17 protein-coding genes are annotated in these 18,196 nt (G+C 68.6%); 7 read left to right on the top strand and 10 right to left on the bottom strand.

Annotated features, from left to right (window positions below; genetic code table 11):
- Positions 1-58 precede the first annotated feature (58 nt).
- The 3 genes from FHY06_RS33150 to pcp all read left to right on the top strand — a co-directional run bounded on the left by FHY06_RS33150 (position 59) and on the right by pcp (position 2,736).
- The gene (locus FHY06_RS33150; RefSeq protein WP_260310850.1) at positions 59-1,681 is read left to right on the top strand and encodes a PA0049 C-terminal domain-containing protein; all 1,623 of its coding nucleotides are present in this window, start codon (positions 59-61) and stop codon (positions 1,679-1,681) included.
- A 25-nt stretch (positions 1,682-1,706) separates the two neighbouring features.
- Positions 1,707-1,964, top strand: a complete 258-nt coding sequence (locus tag FHY06_RS33145) for a hypothetical protein (protein WP_260310848.1) — start codon at positions 1,707-1,709, stop codon at positions 1,962-1,964.
- A 64-nt stretch (positions 1,965-2,028) separates the two neighbouring features.
- Complete coding sequence (gene pcp / locus FHY06_RS33140) at positions 2,029-2,736, top strand: pyroglutamyl-peptidase I (RefSeq protein ID WP_184607542.1); 708 nt, start codon at positions 2,029-2,031, stop codon at positions 2,734-2,736.
- Between the two features lie 25 nt (positions 2,737-2,761).
- Here the strand turns inward: pcp and FHY06_RS33135 are convergent, their stop codons facing one another.
- Positions 2,762-3,469 (bottom strand): alpha/beta fold hydrolase, encoded by a 708-nt coding sequence (locus tag FHY06_RS33135; RefSeq protein ID WP_184607541.1) that lies wholly within the window; start codon positions 3,467-3,469, stop codon positions 2,762-2,764.
- Positions 3,470-3,594: 125 nt separating this feature from the next.
- Between FHY06_RS33135 and FHY06_RS33130 the strand changes: the two genes are divergently transcribed.
- Positions 3,595-4,239 carry a Yip1 family protein gene (locus FHY06_RS33130; RefSeq protein ID WP_184607540.1) on the top strand — a complete coding sequence of 215 codons (645 nt, stop codon included), beginning with the start codon at positions 3,595-3,597 and terminating at the stop codon, positions 4,237-4,239.
- 31 nt (positions 4,240-4,270) lie between these two features.
- Positions 4,271-4,969 (top strand): histidine phosphatase family protein, encoded by a 699-nt coding sequence (locus tag FHY06_RS33125; RefSeq protein ID WP_184607539.1) that lies wholly within the window; start codon positions 4,271-4,273, stop codon positions 4,967-4,969.
- A 10-nt stretch (positions 4,970-4,979) separates the two neighbouring features.
- Here FHY06_RS33125 and FHY06_RS33120 read toward each other — a convergent pair whose 3' ends face one another.
- The 3 genes from FHY06_RS33120 to FHY06_RS33110 all read right to left on the bottom strand — a co-directional run bounded on the left by FHY06_RS33120 (position 4,980) and on the right by FHY06_RS33110 (position 8,683).
- A complete protein-coding gene (locus FHY06_RS33120) occupies positions 4,980-6,575 on the bottom strand; it encodes an N-acyl-D-amino-acid deacylase family protein (RefSeq protein ID WP_184607538.1) in 1,596 nt (531 codons plus the stop codon).
- Between the two features lie 142 nt (positions 6,576-6,717).
- Complete coding sequence (locus FHY06_RS33115; RefSeq protein ID WP_184607537.1) at positions 6,718-8,088, bottom strand: tetratricopeptide repeat protein; 1,371 nt, start codon at positions 8,086-8,088, stop codon at positions 6,718-6,720.
- Positions 8,089-8,284: 196 nt separating this feature from the next.
- Positions 8,285-8,683, bottom strand: a complete 399-nt coding sequence (locus tag FHY06_RS33110; RefSeq protein ID WP_019658564.1) for a tautomerase family protein — start codon at positions 8,681-8,683, stop codon at positions 8,285-8,287.
- Between the two features lie 112 nt (positions 8,684-8,795).
- Between FHY06_RS33110 and FHY06_RS33105 the strand changes: the two genes are divergently transcribed.
- Together FHY06_RS33105 and FHY06_RS33100 are read left to right on the top strand one after the other, a co-directional pair.
- A complete protein-coding gene (locus tag FHY06_RS33105; protein ID WP_019658563.1) occupies positions 8,796-9,656 on the top strand; it encodes a LysR family transcriptional regulator in 861 nt (286 codons plus the stop codon).
- Positions 9,657-9,699: 43 nt separating this feature from the next.
- Positions 9,700-10,329 carry a YitT family protein gene (locus FHY06_RS33100; protein ID WP_019658562.1) on the top strand — a complete coding sequence of 210 codons (630 nt, stop codon included), beginning with the start codon at positions 9,700-9,702 and terminating at the stop codon, positions 10,327-10,329.
- Positions 10,330-10,338: 9 nt separating this feature from the next.
- Here FHY06_RS33100 and FHY06_RS33095 read toward each other — a convergent pair whose 3' ends face one another.
- The 6 genes from FHY06_RS33095 to FHY06_RS33070 all read right to left on the bottom strand — a co-directional run bounded on the left by FHY06_RS33095 (position 10,339) and on the right by FHY06_RS33070 (position 18,107).
- Positions 10,339-11,751, bottom strand: a complete 1,413-nt coding sequence (locus FHY06_RS33095; protein ID WP_145761463.1) for an amidase — start codon at positions 11,749-11,751, stop codon at positions 10,339-10,341.
- A 167-nt stretch (positions 11,752-11,918) separates the two neighbouring features.
- On the bottom strand, positions 11,919-13,406 hold the full coding sequence (locus FHY06_RS33090; RefSeq protein ID WP_145761462.1) for an ABC transporter substrate-binding protein: 1,488 nt from the start codon (positions 13,404-13,406) through the stop codon (positions 11,919-11,921).
- Positions 13,407-13,644: 238 nt separating this feature from the next.
- Positions 13,645-15,138 carry an ABC transporter substrate-binding protein gene (locus FHY06_RS33085; protein WP_184607536.1) on the bottom strand — a complete coding sequence of 498 codons (1,494 nt, stop codon included), beginning with the start codon at positions 15,136-15,138 and terminating at the stop codon, positions 13,645-13,647.
- Positions 15,139-15,258: 120 nt separating this feature from the next.
- Positions 15,259-16,092, bottom strand: a complete 834-nt coding sequence (locus FHY06_RS33080) for an ATP-binding cassette domain-containing protein (RefSeq protein ID WP_184607535.1) — start codon at positions 16,090-16,092, stop codon at positions 15,259-15,261.
- On the bottom strand, positions 16,089-17,078 hold the full coding sequence (locus tag FHY06_RS33075) for an ABC transporter ATP-binding protein (RefSeq protein ID WP_184607534.1): 990 nt from the start codon (positions 17,076-17,078) through the stop codon (positions 16,089-16,091). Before FHY06_RS33075 ends, FHY06_RS33080 begins: the two co-directional genes overlap by 4 nt.
- 153 nt (positions 17,079-17,231) lie before the next feature.
- A complete protein-coding gene (locus tag FHY06_RS33070; protein ID WP_145761458.1) occupies positions 17,232-18,107 on the bottom strand; it encodes an ABC transporter permease in 876 nt (291 codons plus the stop codon).
- Positions 18,108-18,196 lie beyond the last annotated feature (89 nt).

Here is an 18,196-nt window from a genome sequence, read left to right as displayed (position 1 = left end):
ATGAGCCGTGCCAGGAGGCCGCTGATTTCGTGTCACACATCACAGGGAAGGGCGAAGAATGAAACGGACGACGGCATTCCGGCGGCTGGCGGGGCGCGCCACGCTCGGGGCTTGCGCAGTGGCGCTGGCCAGTTGTGGGGGCGGGGGCGGCGGCGGGGCCGACCCGGCGACGGCGGCGGCCGTCGCAGCGGCGATCGCGGCGGCCGGATCGGGCAGCGCGGTGGCGCCCGCGTCCTCCTCTCCCGTGCCGGCACCAGCGCCTGCGCCTGCGCCGGCGACGGACCAACCGGCGGGGAACTTGCCGCCCTCGCCGCCGGCTCCGGCGCTCATCCAGGCCAAGTGCGCCATGGACACCAGCGTGCAGCCGTCCTACGAGGAGCAAAGGCTGCCCAACAAGCTATCGAGCAGCGATGCCCTGAGCTTCTCGGCTCAAGTCCTGCAGGCCAGCGGCTTCGACAAGTTCGGCCCGGATTTCGCCAGCACCTTGTGCAGCAACGGCATGGCAGGCGCTTCCAGCTACGACCAGGCCGTGGCTCTGCTCAGGACCGAGGGGGCGAAGCTCTGGCAGGCCGCGCTCGACCGGGTGCAGGGCCGCAAGGTGCAAGGCACGCTGCCCAAGAGCGACGACCGCATGCTGTACTGGGCCCGTCTCATGATGACGCTGGCGCTGCGCCAGTGGAAGCCCGACTTTCCGCTGACCGACGACCAGCGCGCGGCGCTGCAGAACGAATTCGAGCGCGCCTCGCGCGGCCAGTACGCCATCGATTTCCCCGAGGGGCCGAAGTACAAGCGCATCCTGGTGAGCGGCTTCGACCCTTTCACGCTGGGTACGCCGGGTGTGGACGGCAATCCCAACATCCGTATCGGCAACCCCTCGGGTGCGACCATTCTTTCGCTGGACGGCAACACCGTGACCCTGGCAGACGGCAGCACCGCCGTCATCCGCACCTTCATCCTGCCCGTCAACTACGGCCCTTTCATCCAGGGCATGCAGGAAGACACGCTGGGGCCCTGGTTCAAGCCGGGCACGAAGCGCGTCGACGCATCGATCAGCATGAGCCAGGGCAGCGGCGAGTTCGACCTGGAGCATTTCAACGGCCGCTACCACCTTGCGGGTATCGCGGGCAACGACAACGTCTGGCCGGACTGTACGGACGGCGGCTCCTTTCCCGCCTCGCTCGACTGCGACATCCATCCGCCCGAGCGCTGGCTGGGCTATGCGTCCAAGCCCTGGGTGACCAATTCGCCGCCGCAGTTCATCCAATCCACGCTGCCGTTCCAGCAGATGATCGATGCCAAAACGGGCGCGGGAATCATCAACTGGGACGACTCTTCCAAGCCGACGACTGGTTGGCCCGTCGTGCGCCACGACACCTACACGACGCGCATCTGCTTCAAGAACGCGGTGGGTCCCTTCGACCAGAGCTGTGCGAACAAGGGCGGCGGCGGCAACTACCTGTCCAACGCCAGCGCCTATCGCAACACGCTGTTGCGTGACGTCTTCAAGCTGCAGATACCGGCCGGTCATATCCACACACCCGTCATGACCGTATTCGGCGACGACAGTGACGGCATGATCAGCGATGCAACCTTCGAGGGCTACCGCGACGCCATCGTGGCGCAGGCCCGTAATCTGGTGTTCGCTGTCGCGAACAGCCTGGCCACCCCGTCCCCGATGTAGTCCAATGACGCCGGAAACCATGATCATGAGACACCAAGTCTTCGCATTCACCGCCGTTGCCATGCTGCTGTGTGGCACGGTACTGGCCCAGCCCAGTGACGGCTTCCACCTCTACAAGAACAAGCAAAGCGGCAAGACGGTCTGTTCGCAGAACCCGATCAGCCCCGACTGGGTGCGGATGACCGGCCCCTACAAGGACCAGGACTGCAAGATCGAGCAGAAGCCCGAACCCGTGCGCACCGACCTGCCGGCCAACCCGCTCGACCTGGCACCGAAAAAGTAGCGCGGACAGGAGAAGCGGCGGCCGGCGCCTTGCGGTACCTTCCGGAAACTGCCGGACCCCAGCCATGACCAGGAAACCGAAGGCACCTCCGTCACCTTCCCCCTCACGGAAGCCTCCGCTGCGCGTGCTGCTCACCGGCTTCGAACCCTTCGAGCAGGAAGCGCGCAATCCCTCCTGGGACGCCGTGCGCGAGCTCGATGGCTGGAAGGTCGGCCGCGCGACCGTGCATGCGCGCCTGGTGCCCTGCGTCTTCGGCGATGCCATCGACGCCTTGCTGGCGGCCATGGACGAGCTCGAGCCGCAGCTGGTGCTTTGCATCGGCCAGGCGGGCGGTCGCGCGGAGTTCACGCCGGAGCGCATCGCCATCAACATCGACGACGCGCGCACGGCCGACAACAAGGGCCGGGAGCCGATCGACGTGCCGGTGGTGCCGGGCGGGCCCGCGGCGTACTTCTCGACGCTGCCGATCAAGGCGATGGTGCGCGAGCTGCGCGCGGCGGGGGTGCCGGCCTCGGTGTCCAACAGCGCGGGCACCTTCGTGTGCAACCACATCTTCTACGGGCTGATGCACCGCATCGCGACGCAGCCGGTGGCGGGGCCGGGGCTGCGGGGCGGCTTCATCCACATTCCCTACCTGCCGGAACAGGCGGCGCGCTTTCCAGGGGCGCCGAGCATGTCGCTGGAGACGATGGTCAAGGCGCTGCGCATCGCGGTGACCACTTCGCTGGCCGTGGAGCACGACGTGGCGGAGACCGGCGGCCAGCTGCACTGAGCGGCCGCGGGCGGGCGGGGCCCAGTCAGGCGGGGAAGTTCTTCGCGAGCCAGCGGTTGAGCGCAGCGTTGACGATGTCGGGCTTCTCCATCGTCAGCATGTGGCCGCAGTCGCGTACCCACACCACCTCGGCCTGCGGCAGAAGCGCGGCCATCTCGGTGGTGCATTCGGGGGGTGCGAGCTTGTCCTCGTTGCCGCACATCAGCAGCACCGGCGCGCGCACCGATGCGAGGTGCAGGCGCGCGTCGGGCCGGCGCATCACGGCGCGGTTCTGGCTGATGAGCTGCTGCGCGCCCGCGCCCAGCACGATGTCGAGGTAGCGCTGCACCAGCGCCTCGTCGGCGGCCTGCGCTGGGTGGAAGGCGAAGTAGACGTTGGGCTCGATCACGTCGCGAAGCTCGCCGCGCTCGAAGTACTCGATCGCGCCTTCGCGCAGCGTGAACATCTCGGGTGTCTCGGGCCGCGCGCTGGTGCCGAGCAGCGCGAGGCCGGCGATGCGCTGCGGCGCCTGGCGGGCGGCTTCCATGGCGACCATGCCGCCCATCGAGGCGCCGCACAGCACCAGCGGGCCCTCGTTGTCGCGCAGCACGGCCGCGGCCATGCCTTCGATGGTGTCGTTGTGCCGCTGGACGTCGCTCACGCGGGCGCCGAAGGCGGAGGGAAGGGCGGGCAGCTGGGCTTCCCAGATGCGCTCGTCGCAGGCGAGGCCGGGCAGCAGGATCAGATTGGGCATGGGCAGGGATTCTGCGCGATTGCGGCCCGCGGCGCAGCGGCATAGGTCGCGGCATAGGCCTCATGGCCAGCAGTCATTTCGCGCATGCCTCGGCACACTCGCAGGCAATGCAGAGGAACCCCGCAATGAATCTTGTCGAACGCGTCCAAGCCATCCTGCTCAAGCCGAAGGCCACCTGGCCCGAGATCGACGCCGAGCCGGCCGATGCCGCATCGCTCTACAAGAACTACGTGATGATCCTCGCGCTGATCCCGGCGCTGGCCAGCTTCATCGGCCTGTCGCTGATCGGCGTCGGCGCCTTCGGCGTGAGCTTTCGCGTGCCGCTGGCCTCGGGGCTCGCGAACATGATCGTGGGCTACGTGCTGTCGCTGGTGATGGTGTTCGTGCTCGCGCTCATCATCGACGCGATGGCGCCCACCTTCGAGGGCAGCAGGAGCCAGATCGGCGCGCTCAAGCTGTCGGCCTATGCGAGCACCGCCGCGTTCGTCGGGGGCGTCTTCAGCCTGCTGCCTTCGCTGTCGGTGCTGGGTGCGCTGGCGGCGCTGTACGGCATCTACCTGCTCTACACCGGCCTGCCGGTGCTCATGAAATGCCCGCCCGACAAGGCCATCGCGTACACCGCCGTGGTGGTGGTCTGCGCCATCGTCGGCGGCGTGGTGATCGCCTGGGTGCTGGCGCTGCTCACGCCGTCGCCAATGCGACTGGGGGCGGCCCCTGCTGCCGACGCCGTGGTGGCGGTGCTGCAACAGGCGGCGCGGACGAATACCTGAGCGTCGTGCGCACGGTGGAAAATGGGCGGCAATGTCAACGCCCAAGCCCGACACCACCACCGACCTGATCCTGATCCGCCACGGCGAGACCGCCTGGAACCGCGAGCTTCGCTTCCAGGGGCATGCCGACGTTCCGCTCAACGACATGGGCCACGAGCAGGCCCGCCGCCTCGGCCTGCGGCTGGCCAGCGAGACGGCGGTGCGGCACATCTTCAGCAGCGACCTCATGCGCGCGCAGCAGACCGCGGCGCCCGGCGCGCAGCAGCTGGCGCTGCCGGTGGTCACTTCGGCGGCCCTGCGCGAGCAGTTCTTCGGCGTGGTCGAGGGCATGCGCTCCGACGAGATCCAGAGCCTGCATCCCCGCGCCTGGGAAGAGTGGCTGGAGTTCCGCGAGGACCACGCCATGCCCGAGGGCGAGACGGCGCGCGAGTTCCACGCGCGCATCATCGCGGCGCTGGGCAGCATCGCCGCTGCGCACCGGGGGCAGCACCTGATCGTCGTCACCCACGGCGGCGTGCTCGACATGGTGTGGCGCACCGCCAGGGGCCTGAGCCTGAGCGGGCCGCGCCGAAGCGAGATTCCCAACGCGGGCTTCAACCGCATCCGCATCGCCGACCCCTCGCGGCCCGACGACATCGAGATCGTCGAGTGGGCCGACGCCCGCCACCTGGCCGACCTGCCGCCGCAGCCGACCTACGACCAGACGCGGCACCTGAAGAGCAAGGACTGAGGCGGCAGCCTCAGCCGCAGCTGCCGGCCTTCGGCGTGCGCAGCAGCGGCTGGCCGGCGCCCACGCCCGTGGGCTTGCCGCCGTCGACCGCGAGCTGGCCGTTCACCAGCACCGTGCTCACGCCTTCCGACAGCAGCGCCGGCTGCGTGTAGGTGGCCCTGGCCGCATAGCGGGCCGGATCGAACACCACCACGTCCGCGTAGTAGCCCGGGCGCAGGTGGCCGCGCTGCTTCAGTCCCAGCGTGTCGGCCGTCAGCGACGAGCTGCTGCGGATGAACTGCGCCAGCGAGATCGTGTGCTCCTTGACCACGTACTGGTCGTACTTGCGCGCGAAGGTGCCGTAGGCGCGCGGATGGCCCAGCGACGAATCCGACGAGGTCATGACCCACGGCCGCTTCATGAAGGCGCGCACGTCGTCGTCGCTCTGGTTGAAGGAGGCGATCATCAGGTCGCCGTCTCGCAGCACCGCGATGGCGGCGTCCACCGGATCGGCGTTCGATGCCTTGGCCACGTCGGCCAGCGTCTTGCCCACGTATTTCGTGCTTCCGGCCGAGAACAGGATGGCCTCGGGGCCGCCGCGCAGCCGCAGGTTCTCGCGCATGTCCTTGCGCAGGCGCTCCTGCTGCGAGGCGTCGTCGAAGCGCTGCAGCGTTGCCGCACGGCCGCCTTCGTTGGCCCAGGGCGGCAGCAGCGCGGCCGAGAAGCGGGTGCTCGACGCGGTCCACGGATAGTGGTCTGCCGTGATGTCCAGGCCGTGCGCGCGCTCCTTCTCGATGCGCCTGATGATGTCGCCGCTCTGGCTCTGCACGTCGACGCCCAGCGCCTTGATGTGCGCCACGTGCACCGGCAGCTTCGCCTCGTGGCCGATGCGGATCACCTCGTCGATGGAGCCCTTCAGCCCGATGTTGTACATGGACTCGTCGCGGATGTGGCTGTCGTAGAGGCCGCCGTGCCGCGCCGCCACCTTCGCGAGCTCGATGACCTCCTCGGTCTTCGAGAAGTTCTGCGGCGTGTAGAAGAGGCCGGTCGAGAGGCCCAGCGCGCCCTCGCACATGCCCTGGCTCACACGCTTCTTCATCGCCTCCAGCTGTTCGGGCGTCGGCGCGCGGTTGGCCTCGCCCAGCTCGCTCATGCGCACCGGGCCGAAGCCCACGTACATGGCCACGTTGGTGCCCACCGGCGCCGCGCGCAGCTTCTGCGCCTGCGCAGCGATGTCGAAGCCACCGAAGCCGTCGTTGCCGATCACCGCGGTGGTCACACCCTGCGTGATGAAGGGGAGGTTCAGCCGCTTCTTCGGGTCGCCGGAATGCAGGTCGGCGTCGGCATGCGTGTGCGCGTCGATGAAGCCCGGCGCCACCACCATGCCGGTGGCGTCGATGACGCGCTTCGCGGTGAACTGCGTCGGCGCAGCCTTGCCCGCGAACACGATGCGATCTCCCGCGATGCCCACGTCGCCCACCACCGGGGTGTCCGAATCGCCGGTGTAGACGGTGCCGCCGCGCAGCAGCAGGTCGAGCGCGACCGGGGCGCCGTCTGCGGCATGGAGGACGGGTGCGAAAGGCGCGAGGGCCGAGAGAACGGCCAGCGTGGCGAAGGACTTGTGCATGGAAGGCCCGGCCCGCGAAGGGCGTGTTGTCTGCATGGATGGAGCGGCCAGTCTAGGAGCCGTCCGCACGCTGTCGCCAATTCCTTTTGCACCATGTCCCATGACCTGAAGGCATGGGCCGCCGGCGCTTGCGCCGTCTTGTTCAGGCGAGGCCGGTGGTGCCTCCGGCCAGCTGCCCGAGTCCGAGCCGGGCATACACACCTGCCGTCTGCCGGCGCAGGCGCAGCGACTCGGGCTGTCCGTTGAGCTGCTGCTGCAGGATGCCCTGTGCCGCGGACAGCGAAGCCTGCGTGCCGCTGCGCACCAGCGCGTCGAGATACACCTGCTCGAACAGGTCGCGCTGCGCGTGGCTGCCGCCGATCTCGATCATGCGCGGCAGGGCCGTGCCCAGCCCTTCGATCGCCGCCGCGAGATCGCCGCGCGCATGCGCCACCAGTCCGTGCGCCGCCGGCACGCATACGCGCTGCCATGCCGCGCGCGTCGATGCCGGCGCGTTGGGCGCGAAGGCCACGATGTTGCGCAGCAGGACCTCGGCCTCGGGACGGCCGGCGCGCGCCAGGCCGTAGAGGTACTGAAGGTCGAGGAAGGGTAGTACGTGGTCGGCCTGCCGCTGGCGCAGGTGGTCGGCGACGTCTTCCCAGCGGCGGCCCACGTCGATGCCCGCGAGCTCCAGCCGCGCGAGCAGCGAGACGGCGCCGATCTGGTCCTGCGAGTAGTCCTTCACCACGCCCCAGGCATGCTCGTCGTACACCGCGAGCGCCTCGGCATCGCGGCCCAGGTCGATGAGGAACAGCGCCATGTGCCACCAGTTGTGCGTGACCATGAACGAGTTGAGGCCGATCCAGGTGTCGCTCACGCTTTCCATGAACGCCAGCCCTTCGGAGAGCCGGCCCTCGGTGAGCATCACGTGCGCCAGCGCATGGTGCGCCCACGGCTCCTTGCGGCACATGGCGATGGCGCCGCGCGCGCTCGCCTCGGCCTCGCGCATCAGGTGGCACTGCTCGTAGCCGAAGGCCGCCATGCCGTGCACGTAGGGCACCTCGGCGGCATGGGGCAGCACCGCGAGCGCGAGCTTCAGCATGCCGGGGCAGTCGCCGGTGTTGAAGCAGTGGTACTGGCCGAGCTTGACCGACACCAGGTCGCGCGGATGCTCGCGGGCCTGCTCGGCGTGCAGCGCGATGGCGCGGGCGATGTCGCCCTCGGCCCAGGCTTCGATGGCTGCGATGTAGCGCTGCTCGCGCGGCGTTGCGCGCGCCGCGCCGGCGCGTGCCTTCGCAAGGAAAGGGCGCGCGTTGGCCGCGGCTTCCCGCGATTCGGCGAACAGGTGCAGCGTGGCGCAGTAGGCCTGCACGATGGGGCTCGCGTCGGCATCGGCTACCGCGAGCAGGTTGACCGCGCGGGCCTCGCTGGAGATGAAGCCCATGACGCAGTCGTCGACCAGCGGCAGGCTGGCGGCATCGTCGAGCGTGAGCGGGTTGCCGAGGCTGTCGGAGAGGGAATTTGCGGATGGCATGACGGCATGGTGCCATGCCCCGGAATGCTTCGGCGTCGCACTGTTTTCCACCGCGCCATTGCCGTGCCCGCAACGCAGGAAGTTGCGACTGCCAAGGCCAGGAACACCGCGGAACCGGCTTTGCCGGGCCGCTGGTGTTGCACCCGGCGAGGGGGCGGCAGAAGCGACACGAAGTGCGCGGAGCCTGGGGGTGAATCTATACGCCGGCCTGCTGGTGGCGGTACTCCTGTGTCCTGCCGCCGTAGCCGTAGGCCGCGCCGCGTGCGTCGATCACGTGGATGTACGACACCTCGTGCAGGTCGGGCCTGATCTTCGCCATGGCGGCGTGCACTTCGCGCAGGTAGCGTGCCTTCTCGGCCTTGGTGTTGGTCTCGTCGGTGATGCTGATGTCGAGGTGGAAGGCCGACTTGCCCAGCGAGGCCAGCGACTGCCCGCCGATGAACCATGCGTCGGCGGCGATGTACTGCACGGTGATGGCGATCACCGGCAGCTGCTTGCCGAGCACGCTCTGCGTGAGCTCGGCGACGGCATCGACGGTCTTGCGGGTGAGCTCGGCATCGGGTTGGCCGGAGAGGTGGACGACGATGTGGGGCATGGCGGACTCCTTGGATGAATGGGTTGTCGATGGGGTGATTGTGGGAACCGCCAGGCAATCGGAAAAGCGGGAAGATATGATGCGTTCCATCGGATAAACGGATGGATCAACGATGCAGGGATTCGACCTGGAGCAATTGCGCACCCTGGCCGCGGTCGTCGACGCGGGCAGCCTCACGGCGGCCGCGCCGCGCGTCTTCCTCTCGCAGTCGTCGGTGAGCGAGCAGATCCGCAAGCTGGAAGAGCGCGCGGGGCAGTCGCTGCTCACGCGCAGCAAGGCGGGCGTGGCGCCCACCGAGGCGGGCGTGCGGCTGCTGGGCTATGCGCGGCGCATCCTGGCGCTGAGCGACGAGGCTTTCCGCGACCTACATGGCGAGACGCTGGAGGGCGAACTGCGGCTGGCCGTCACCGACTACTTCCGGCCCGGCGACCTCACGCGGCTGCTGGGACGGCTCGGCGAGAGCTATCCCCGGGTGCGGCTGCACGTCACCATCCTCAAGAGCGACGCGCTGCGCTCGGCCTATGCGCACGGCGATTTCGACGTGGGCATCGCGATGAACATCGCCGGAGCCTCCGTGCCAGAGGCGCGGGGCGCGGTGCTCAGGCGCGAATCGCTGGTGTGGCTCGGTGCGGAGGGCATGCGGCTGGTGCGCGGGGAGCCGCTGCGGCTGCTGGCCCTGCCCGACACCTGCTCGCTGCACCAGTTCACCGTGTCGCTGCTGCGGCGCCGGCGCGTGCCCTATGCGCTGGCGCATGTCGCCTCGGGCGTCGCGGGGCTTCAGTCGGCACTGGCGGCGGGGCTGGGCGTGGCCTGCCTGAACGAGTCCGCCATCAGCGACGGCGTGACGCGGCTGGCGACTCCGCACGGCCTGCCGGCGCTGCCGCGCGTCGCGTTCCAGTTCCTGGCTGGGCGCAAGGGCGAGACCGCCTTCGTGACCCGGGCGAGGGAAATGCTGGCCACTCACCTGATGTGACGAGCCGCGCCAGGGGTGGCGCGGGATTTGCGTCACCCCCGCCATGGATGCGCCACCTCCCACGACCTCCCCGCCGAACCTGCTGCGGCATACCCGCTTCGACGACGCGCAGGCCATCTTCTCGGGCACGCTCTTCGTCGCCATCGCGATGATGCTTTTCGGGCAGGCCGGCCTGCTCACCGGCGGCACGGCCGGCGTTGCGTTCCTGCTGCACTACGCCACCGGCGCGAGCTTCGGCAAGCTGTTCTTCCTGGTCAACCTGCCGTTCTACTGGTTCGCCTGGCGCCACATGGGCCGGGCGTTCACGCTCAAGACCTTCTCTGCCATCGCGCTGCTCTCGGTGATGACCGACCTGGCGCCGCGCTACCTGTCCATCTATTCGCTGCACCCGGCCTTCGCGGCCGTGCTCGGCGGCCTGATGCTGGGCACCGGCTGCCTGTTCCTCGCCCGCCACCGCGCCAGCCTGGGCGGCGCGACGGTGCTCACGCTCTATCTGCAGGAAAAGCGCGGCTGGCCGGCCGGCAAGGTGCAGATCGGCATCGACTGCACGGTGGTACTGCTCGCCCTGTGCGTGATCCCGCCGCAGCGGGTGGGCTGGTCGGTGCTGGCCGCGGTGGTGATGGGGCTCTTTCTCTGGATCAACCACAAGCCCGGGCGCTATGCGGCGACCTGAGGTGCTCCGCTAGCGGCCGGGCGGCAGGGGCCAGGGCCGCTGCGGTTCGCGGATCTGCTCGAAGGCGCGTGCCACGCGCAGCACGCCGAGGTCGTCGAAGCGCTGGCCGGCGATCTGCAGCCCGATCGGCAGGCCCGAAGCCGAGTACCCGCAGTTCACCGAGGCGGCCGGCTGCTCCGACATGTTGAACGGCACGGTGAAGCCGATGTGCTCCAGCGGCCGCAGCGGGTCGTTGGTGGGCGAGGGCGCCTCGGCCGCGGCCGGCATGTTGGGCGACACGGGCGAGATCACGTAGTCGAAGCGCGCGCAGGCGCTCACGGCGGCCACGCGCGTCGCATGGAACTGGCTGAAGCCGCGGAACACGTGTTCGCCGCTGAACTCCGCCGCGCTCTCGGCCCATTCGCGGATGTAGGGCAGCACCTTCGCGCGCTGGTCGGCGCGCAGGCTCTTCATGTCCACCAGCGAGCGCATGCGCCAGAAGTGGTCCATGCCGTCGAGCATGGCCTGCGACATGAAGGGCTGCATCGGCTCGATGACGGCGCCCGCCTTCTCCAGCAGGCGCGCAGCCTGCTCGACCGCTGCCTGGATCTCGGGCTCCACCGCCAGCCCGCAGCCCGCGTCGAGCAGCAGGCCGAAGCGCAGGCCGCGCAGATGGTCGGGCGCGACGTCGAAGCTCGCCCAGGCGATGTCCTGCGGCGGCAGGCCCATGCTGTCGCGCGCATCGGGCTTCGACAGCGCCTGCATCAGCAGTGCCGCGTCGCCCACGGTGCGCGTCATCGGCCCTGCCGCGCGGCCCATGTAGGGCGGATCGATGGGAACGCGTCCCAGGCTGGGCTTGAGCGTGAAGACGCCGCACCAACTCGCGGGCAGGCGCAGCGAGCCGCCGATGTCGGTGCCCAGGTGCAGCGGACCGTAACCGGCCGCTGCAGCCGCACCGGCACCCGCGCTCGAGCCGCCGGGCGTCAGGCGCAGGTCCCACGGATTGCGCGCCAGCGTGTGGAAGCTGGAGAGACCCGACGACAGCATGCCGTAGTCCGGCATCGTGGTCTTGCTCACGATCACCGCGCCGGCTTCCTTGAGGCGCGCCGCGGGCGGTGCATCCGCGGTCGCGGGCTTCAGGTCGACGGCGGCGGTGCCTGCCGGCATCGGGTCGCCGCGCGTCGCGATGTTTTCCTTGATGGTGGCCGGCACCCCGTCCAGCGGCCCGCGCGCATCGCCGCGCAGCCAGCGCGCCTCCGAGGCCCGCGCCTGTTCGAGCGCAGCCTCGGGCCTGAACAGCCAGGTGGCCTGCAGATGCGGCTCCCAGCGCTCCACCTGCGCGATCACGTCCTGAGTGACCTCGACCGGCGAGAGCTTGCGGTCGCGGTAGGCGGCGGAAAGCTCCTGCGCGGAAAGACTGCTCAGCAAGGCGGCATCGGACATTGCTTCACTCACTCAAGCTCTGCATTCCGAGCGATTCACAGCGCACGACATGCCCATGGCTCCTTCGTGGAACACCGTGGAACCGGCTTTGCCGGGCCACCGGTGTTGCCCCCGGCAGGGGGTGGCGAAGCGACACGAAGTGCGCGAAGCCTGGGGGGCGAGCCTCATCAACTCCACGACAGTGCGGAGAGGTCGTTCACGAAGATGGGGTTCTCTTTCCAGATGCCCTTCACGTTCTTCTTCGCGACGGTCGGGAACTGCGGCTGGTACAGGAACCCGTTGGCCGCATCGGTGGCCAGCATCTTCTGTGCGTCGCCCAGCAGCTTGTTGCGCTCGGTGGCGTTGGCGGTGGTCTTGATCTTGTCGAACAGCGTGTCGAAGGCCTTCGACTGGTAGCCCCAGTAGTAGTCGGGCTTGGCGTAGTTGCCGAGGTCGAAGGGCTCCACGTGCGACACGATCGACAGGTCGTAGTCCTTGTTGCCGTAGGTGCCGCTGAGCCACTGGGCCCACTCGACGTTCTGCACCTTCACCACGATGCCGATCTTGGCCAGTTGCGCCACGATCACCTCGCCGCCCTGGCGTGCGTATGGCGGCGGCGGCAGCGTCATCTTCAGTTCGAGCGGCGTCTTCACGCCGGCCTCGGCCAGCAGCTTCTTGGCCTTCTCGATGTCGAAGGGGTTGATGCCGGTGGTGTCGACATAGCCCGCCGCGCCCGGCACGTAGTGGCTGCCGATAGGCACGCCGAAGCCGTCGGCTGCGCCTTCGATGAAGGCCTTGCGGTCGATGGCCGCGAGGATGGCGCGGCGCACGCGAACATCGTCCAGCGGCTTCCTCTTGTTGTTGATCGACAGGATGGTCTTGGCGCGCGAACCGGCCAGGATCACCTGGAACTGCGGGTTCATCTTGAACTGCTGCACCACGCGCGTGCCGATGCGCGGGAACACGTCGATGTCGCCCGAGAGCATGGCGGCGGCCTGCGCGGCCGTGTCGGAGATGAAGCGGAAGGTGACCTTGTTGATCTTCGCGGTGGCCGGGCTGCGGAAGCCTTCCCACTTGCTCAGCGTGATAGACGAGCCCTTGGCCCAGTTGTCGAGCTTGTAGGGGCCGGTGCCGACCGGCTTGGTGGCGTTGCCGTCGGCGCTCTTGGGCTCGACGATGACGGCTGTGGCCTGGCCCAGCACGAAGGGCAGGTCGGGGTCGATCTCCTTGTTGATGATGACCACCGTGTAGTCGTCGACCACCTGCGTGCTGAGGTTGGCGAAGGTGCGCTTGTCCTTGTTGGTGCTCTTCTCGCTGCCGGCGCGGTCGAACGAGAACTTGACCGCGGCCGCGTTGAAGGGCTCGCCGTTCTGGTACTTCACGCCGCGCTTCAGCTTGAAGGTGTAGGTCTTGAGGTCGGGGGAGATCTCCCAGCTCTCGGCCAACAGCGGCGTGACGCTGCCGTCGGAATTGATCTTGGTGAGCGTCTCGAGGATGTTGTACTGCACCACCTCGGCGATGGCGGCCGCGGCGCCGGTGGTCGGGTCCAGCCCCGGCGGTTCGAGCGCCATGCCGATCACGATGGCGTCCTTCCTGCCCTGCGCCATGGCGGCGAGCGGGCTGGCCAGCGCAACGGTGGCGCCGGCGGAGGCAAGGAGGGTGCGACGGTTCAGCATACGTGTGATCTCCGGAAAAACATGCCAGGTTCGAATGGCGGACGACTGCTGCGGCGCGCGCCGTGCCCCGAAGGGATGCGCGGTACCGCGAAAGACACGACACGCAGCACGAAAGATGCCACCTGCGCGATCGGCCATTTTCATGCAGAGGGCGCGCCGCCGCGCGGCCCGCGGGCCGGTTTTTACTCGGGAGCTTCCCGTAGTGCCCTGCAGCGGCTGCGGCAGAGGCGCGCCGGGCTCAGGCCCAGGACAGGGACGCGATGTCGTTCACGAAGATCGGCGTGTCCTTCCACAGCCCGCGCAGGTTGCGTCCGGCCACGGTGATGAACTGCGGCTGGTACAGGAACACGTTGGCCGCGTCTTCCGCCAGCAGCCGCTGGGCGTCGCCCAGGTAGCGCAGGCGGTCGGCCGGGCGCGCCGCGTTGCGCGCCTTCTCGAAGACCTCGTTGAACTTCGCCGACTGGTAGCCCCAGTAGTAGTCGGGCTTGGTGTAGTTGACGAGGTCGAAAGGCTCGACGTGCAGGATCAGCGAGAGGTCGTAGTTCTTGTTGCCATAGGTGCCGCTGATCCACTGCGCCCATTCGACGTTCTGGATCTTCGCGACGATGCCGACCTTGGCGAGCTGCGCGGCGATGAGCTCGCCGCCCTGGCGCGCGTAGGGCGGAGGCGGCAGCACCAATTCGAGCTCGAGCGGCGTCTTCACGCCGGCCTCGGCCAGCAGCCTCTTCGCCTTCTCGACGTCGTAGGCGTTGATGCCCGTGGTGTCGACGTAGCCAGGCGCGCCCGGCACGTAGTGGCTGCCGATGGGTATGCCCCGGCCGTCGGCTGCGGCTTCGATCACTGCCTTGCGGTCGATGGCCGCGGAGATCGCGCGGCGCACGCGCACGTCGTCCAGCGGCTTGCGCCTGTTGTTGATGGCGAGGATGGTCTTGCCGCGCGAGGCGTTGAACACCACCTGGAAGCGCTTGTCGTTCTGGAACTGCGGCAGGCTGCGCGAGACCGATGCGTGCGGGAACAGGTCAACGTCGCCCGAGAGCAGCGCGGTGGTCTGCGCCGCCGGTTCGGAGATGAAGCGGAAGCTGGCCTTGCGGATCTGCACCGAGTCGGCGTTGCGCCAGCCGTCCCACTTGGCGAGCACGATGCTCGAGCCCTTGGCCCAGTTGTCGAGCCGGTAGGGGCCGGTGCCGACGGGCCTGGTGGCGTTGGTCTCCACTGTCCTGGGCTCGACGATGATGGCCGAGGCCTGCCCGAGCAGGAACAGCAGGTCGGGCTCGATCTCCTTGGTGATCAGCACCACCGTGTGCTCGTCGACCACCTGCGTGGCGATGTTGGTGAAGGTTCGCTTGTCCTTGTTGGTGCTGTTGGAGGCCGCCGCGCGGTCGAACGAGAACTTCACGCTCTGCGCGTTGAAGGGCTCGCCGTTCTGGAACTTCACGCCGCGCCGCAGCTTGAAGGTGAGCGTCTTCAGGTCGGGCGAGACTTCCCAGCCTTCGGCCAAGAGCGGCGTGACGCTGCCGTCGGAGTTGATCTTGGTGAGGGTCTCGAAGACGGTGTAGAGCACCACCTCTGCGATCTCCGCGCCGGCCTTGGCCGTGGGGTCCAGCCCAGTGGGTTCCAGCGTGAGGCCGATGACCAGCGCATCCTTTCTCTTCTGCGCCAGCGCGAGCGTCGGCAGGGCCAGCGGTGTCAGGGCTGCGGCGCCGGTGGCGAGCAGGGTGCGTCGTTTGAGCATGAAGCGGAGTCCTCGAAACAGGGGGCAGGCATCATCCGCGACGGCGCGCAGGTGCGCAACCAGATGCTTATGACCCACTCATCCTAAGCAGGATGAGCGACGCTTCGATGTCAGCTCAGCTCAGCCCGGCAGCAGCGTGCCGCGTGCGGGCGTGCGCGGCACCGCGTCGAGCAGCGTGCGCGTGTACTCGTGCTGCGCGTGCTGGAAGAGATCGGCAGGCGCTCCCTGTTCCACGATGCGTCCCTTGAAGACCACGCACACGTTGTCGCAGAGGTGGTTGACCACCGCGAGATCGTGGCTGATGAGCAGGTAGCTGATGCCGAACTGCTGCTGCAGGTCCTGCATGAGGTTGAGCACCTGGGCCTGCACCGACACGTCGAGCGCGCTCACGGGCTCGTCGGCGACGATGAGCTTGGGGCGCGTGATGAGTGCGCGCGCGATGGCGATGCGCTGGCGCTGCCCGCCCGAGAACTCGTGCGGGTACTTGTCCATGTCGGTGGTGCGAAGGCCCACGGCGGCCAGCGTCTCGGCGGCGCGCTCGCGCTGCTCTGCCCGGGTGGTGGCGGCGAGGGCCTCGAGCGGCTCGGCGACGATGCGTGCGACCGTCTGGCGTGGATCGAGCGAGCCGTACGGGTCCTGGAACACCATCTGGAAGTCGCGGCGCGCCACGCGCAGTTCTTCCTTCGAGAGCGCGTGCAGGTTGCGTCCTTCGAGCGAGACGGTGCCGGAGGTCGGCGTGTCGAGCGCCATCACGAGCCGCGCGATGGTCGACTTGCCCGAGCCCGATTCGCCGACGATGCCGACGCTCTGTCCGGCCTTCACGTCGAAGCTCACGCCGTTGAGCGCCTTCACGGTGGGTGGCGGGCCGAAGAGCTTCTCGCGCGGCAGCGCGTAGTGGCGTACGAGATCGGTGACCCGCAGCAGCGGCGAAGAAGCGTTGACGGTCGCGCTCATGGTGCGATGGCTCCTTCAGCGGCGATCTCTTCGAGACGGATGCAGCGCACCGCATGGTCCTGCGGCAGCATCGTGGCCGGCGGACGCGTGGTCATGCAGGCGTCGACGGTGTAGCTGCACCGGCCCGCGAAGGGACACCCCTTCGGCAGGTCCCCCAGTTCGGGCACGCTGCCCTTGATGGTGGCCAGCCGCACGCCGCGCGGCGCGCCGATGACCGGTCGCGCGGCGAAAAGGCCTTGCGTGTACGGATGCGCGCGCCGCGCGAACACCGCTTCGGTCGGCCCGCTCTCGACCACGCTGCCGCCGTACATCACGAGCATCTTCGACACCGTCTGCGCGATCACGCCGAGGTCGTGCGAGATCAGGATCAGCGCCATGCCGCGTTCGGCCACCAGGCCCTTGATCAGATCGAGGATCTGCTTCTGGATGGTCACGTCGAGCGCGGTGGTCGGCTCGTCGGCGATGAGCAGGTCGGGCCCGCATGCGAGCGCCATCGCGATGCCGATGCGCTGGCGCTGGCCGCCGGAGAACTGGTGCGGATAGGCATCGAGGCGCGAGGCCGCGTCCGGTATGCCCACGCGCTCCAGCAGCGCGAGCACTTCCTTGCGCGCGTCGGCCTTCGAGAGCCCACGGTGCAGCCGCAGCGGCTCGCCGACCTGGCGCGCGATGGTGTGCACCGGGTTCAGTGCCGTCATCGGCTCCTGGAAGATCATGCCGATGCGGTTGCCGCGGATCTCGCACATCTGCTTCTCGGGCAGGCCGACGAGCTCGGTGCCGTCGAAGCGTATGCTCCCCGAGACCTTCGCGGTCGCAGGCAGCAGGCCCATGAGCGACATCACCGTGATCGACTTGCCGCAGCCCGATTCGCCGACGATGCCCAGCGTCTCGCCGCGCTCCAGCGAGAACGAAATGCCGCGCACCGCCTCCGCCGGCCCGCGCTGCGTCTGCAGGCCGATGTGGAGGTTGTTGACTTCGAGGAGGGGCATGGTCAGGGGGGCAGGATTGGGCAGCCGAACGAGGAAGGAAGACAAGAACTACGCAGAAGCCGCAGTAGGAAACCGGGAAGGCTTTTCATGGTTTTCCTTCGCGCCCTCTGCGTCCTTGGCCCAGTATTCGAAATGCTCGTTCATCAGCAGTCCTCATCGAGCACGCGCGAGCCGCGGGTCGAGCAGGTCACGCAGGCCGTCGCCCAGAAGGTTCAGCCCCAGCACTGCGAACGCGATCGCCATGCCGGGAAACACCGCGAGCAGCGGCGCCTGGAACATCATCGTCTGGGCCTCGCTGAGCATGCGGCCCCACGAAGGCTGCGGCGGCTGCGTGCCCAGGCCCAGGTAGGAGAGGGCGGCCTCGGCCAGGATCGCGATGGCGAAGCGGATGGTGATCTGCACGATCAACACGGCGGAGATGTTCGGCAGCACGTGCTGCATCGTGATGGAGAACGATCCCTTGCCGCAGGCGCGTGCCGCGGCCACGTACTCGCGCGACCAGATGGCGTTGGCCGACGCGCGCGTGATGCGCGCGAAGGTCGGAATGTTGTAGATGCCGATCGCGATGATCGCGTTGACGATGCCTGCGCCGAACACGGCCGTCATCATGATGGCCGACAGGATCGCAGGAAAGGCCAGCGAGAAGTCGGTGAGCCGCATGATGGCTTCCTCGACCCAGCCGCGCTTCGCAGCGGCGAGCAAGCCCAGCGCCGTGCCGACCACGAGCCCGATGCCGACCGCGATCACGCCCACCAGGATGGACGCGCGCGCACCCACGAGCAGCAGCGAAGCGACGTCGCGTCCATAGGTGTCGGTGCCCAGCCAGTGTGAGCCCGTCGGCGGCTTCAGCTTGTTGGCCATGTCCATCTCGTAGGGCGACCATGGCGTCCACACCAGCGACACGGCGGCGGCCAGCAACAGGAGCAGCGTGAGCGTGCCGCCGATGACGAAGCTGCGGTGATGCAGCGCGCGGCGCCAGAAACCCGGGACCTTGAGCGCCGCGGCGCTCGGGACTGCGGCGGTGCTCATATGTCGCTGGCCTTGATGCGCGGGTCGATGACGGCGTAGAGCACGTCGACCACGAAGTTCACGATGACCACCATGGCCGCCAGCAGCAT

Source organism: Variovorax atrisoli, from assembly GCF_014195185.1.
GTDB lineage: Bacteria > Pseudomonadota > Gammaproteobacteria > Burkholderiales > Burkholderiaceae_C > Variovorax > Variovorax atrisoli.
The sequence above is the reverse complement of the archived record's forward strand: the minus strand, read 5'-3'. Positions and strand labels throughout refer to the sequence as shown.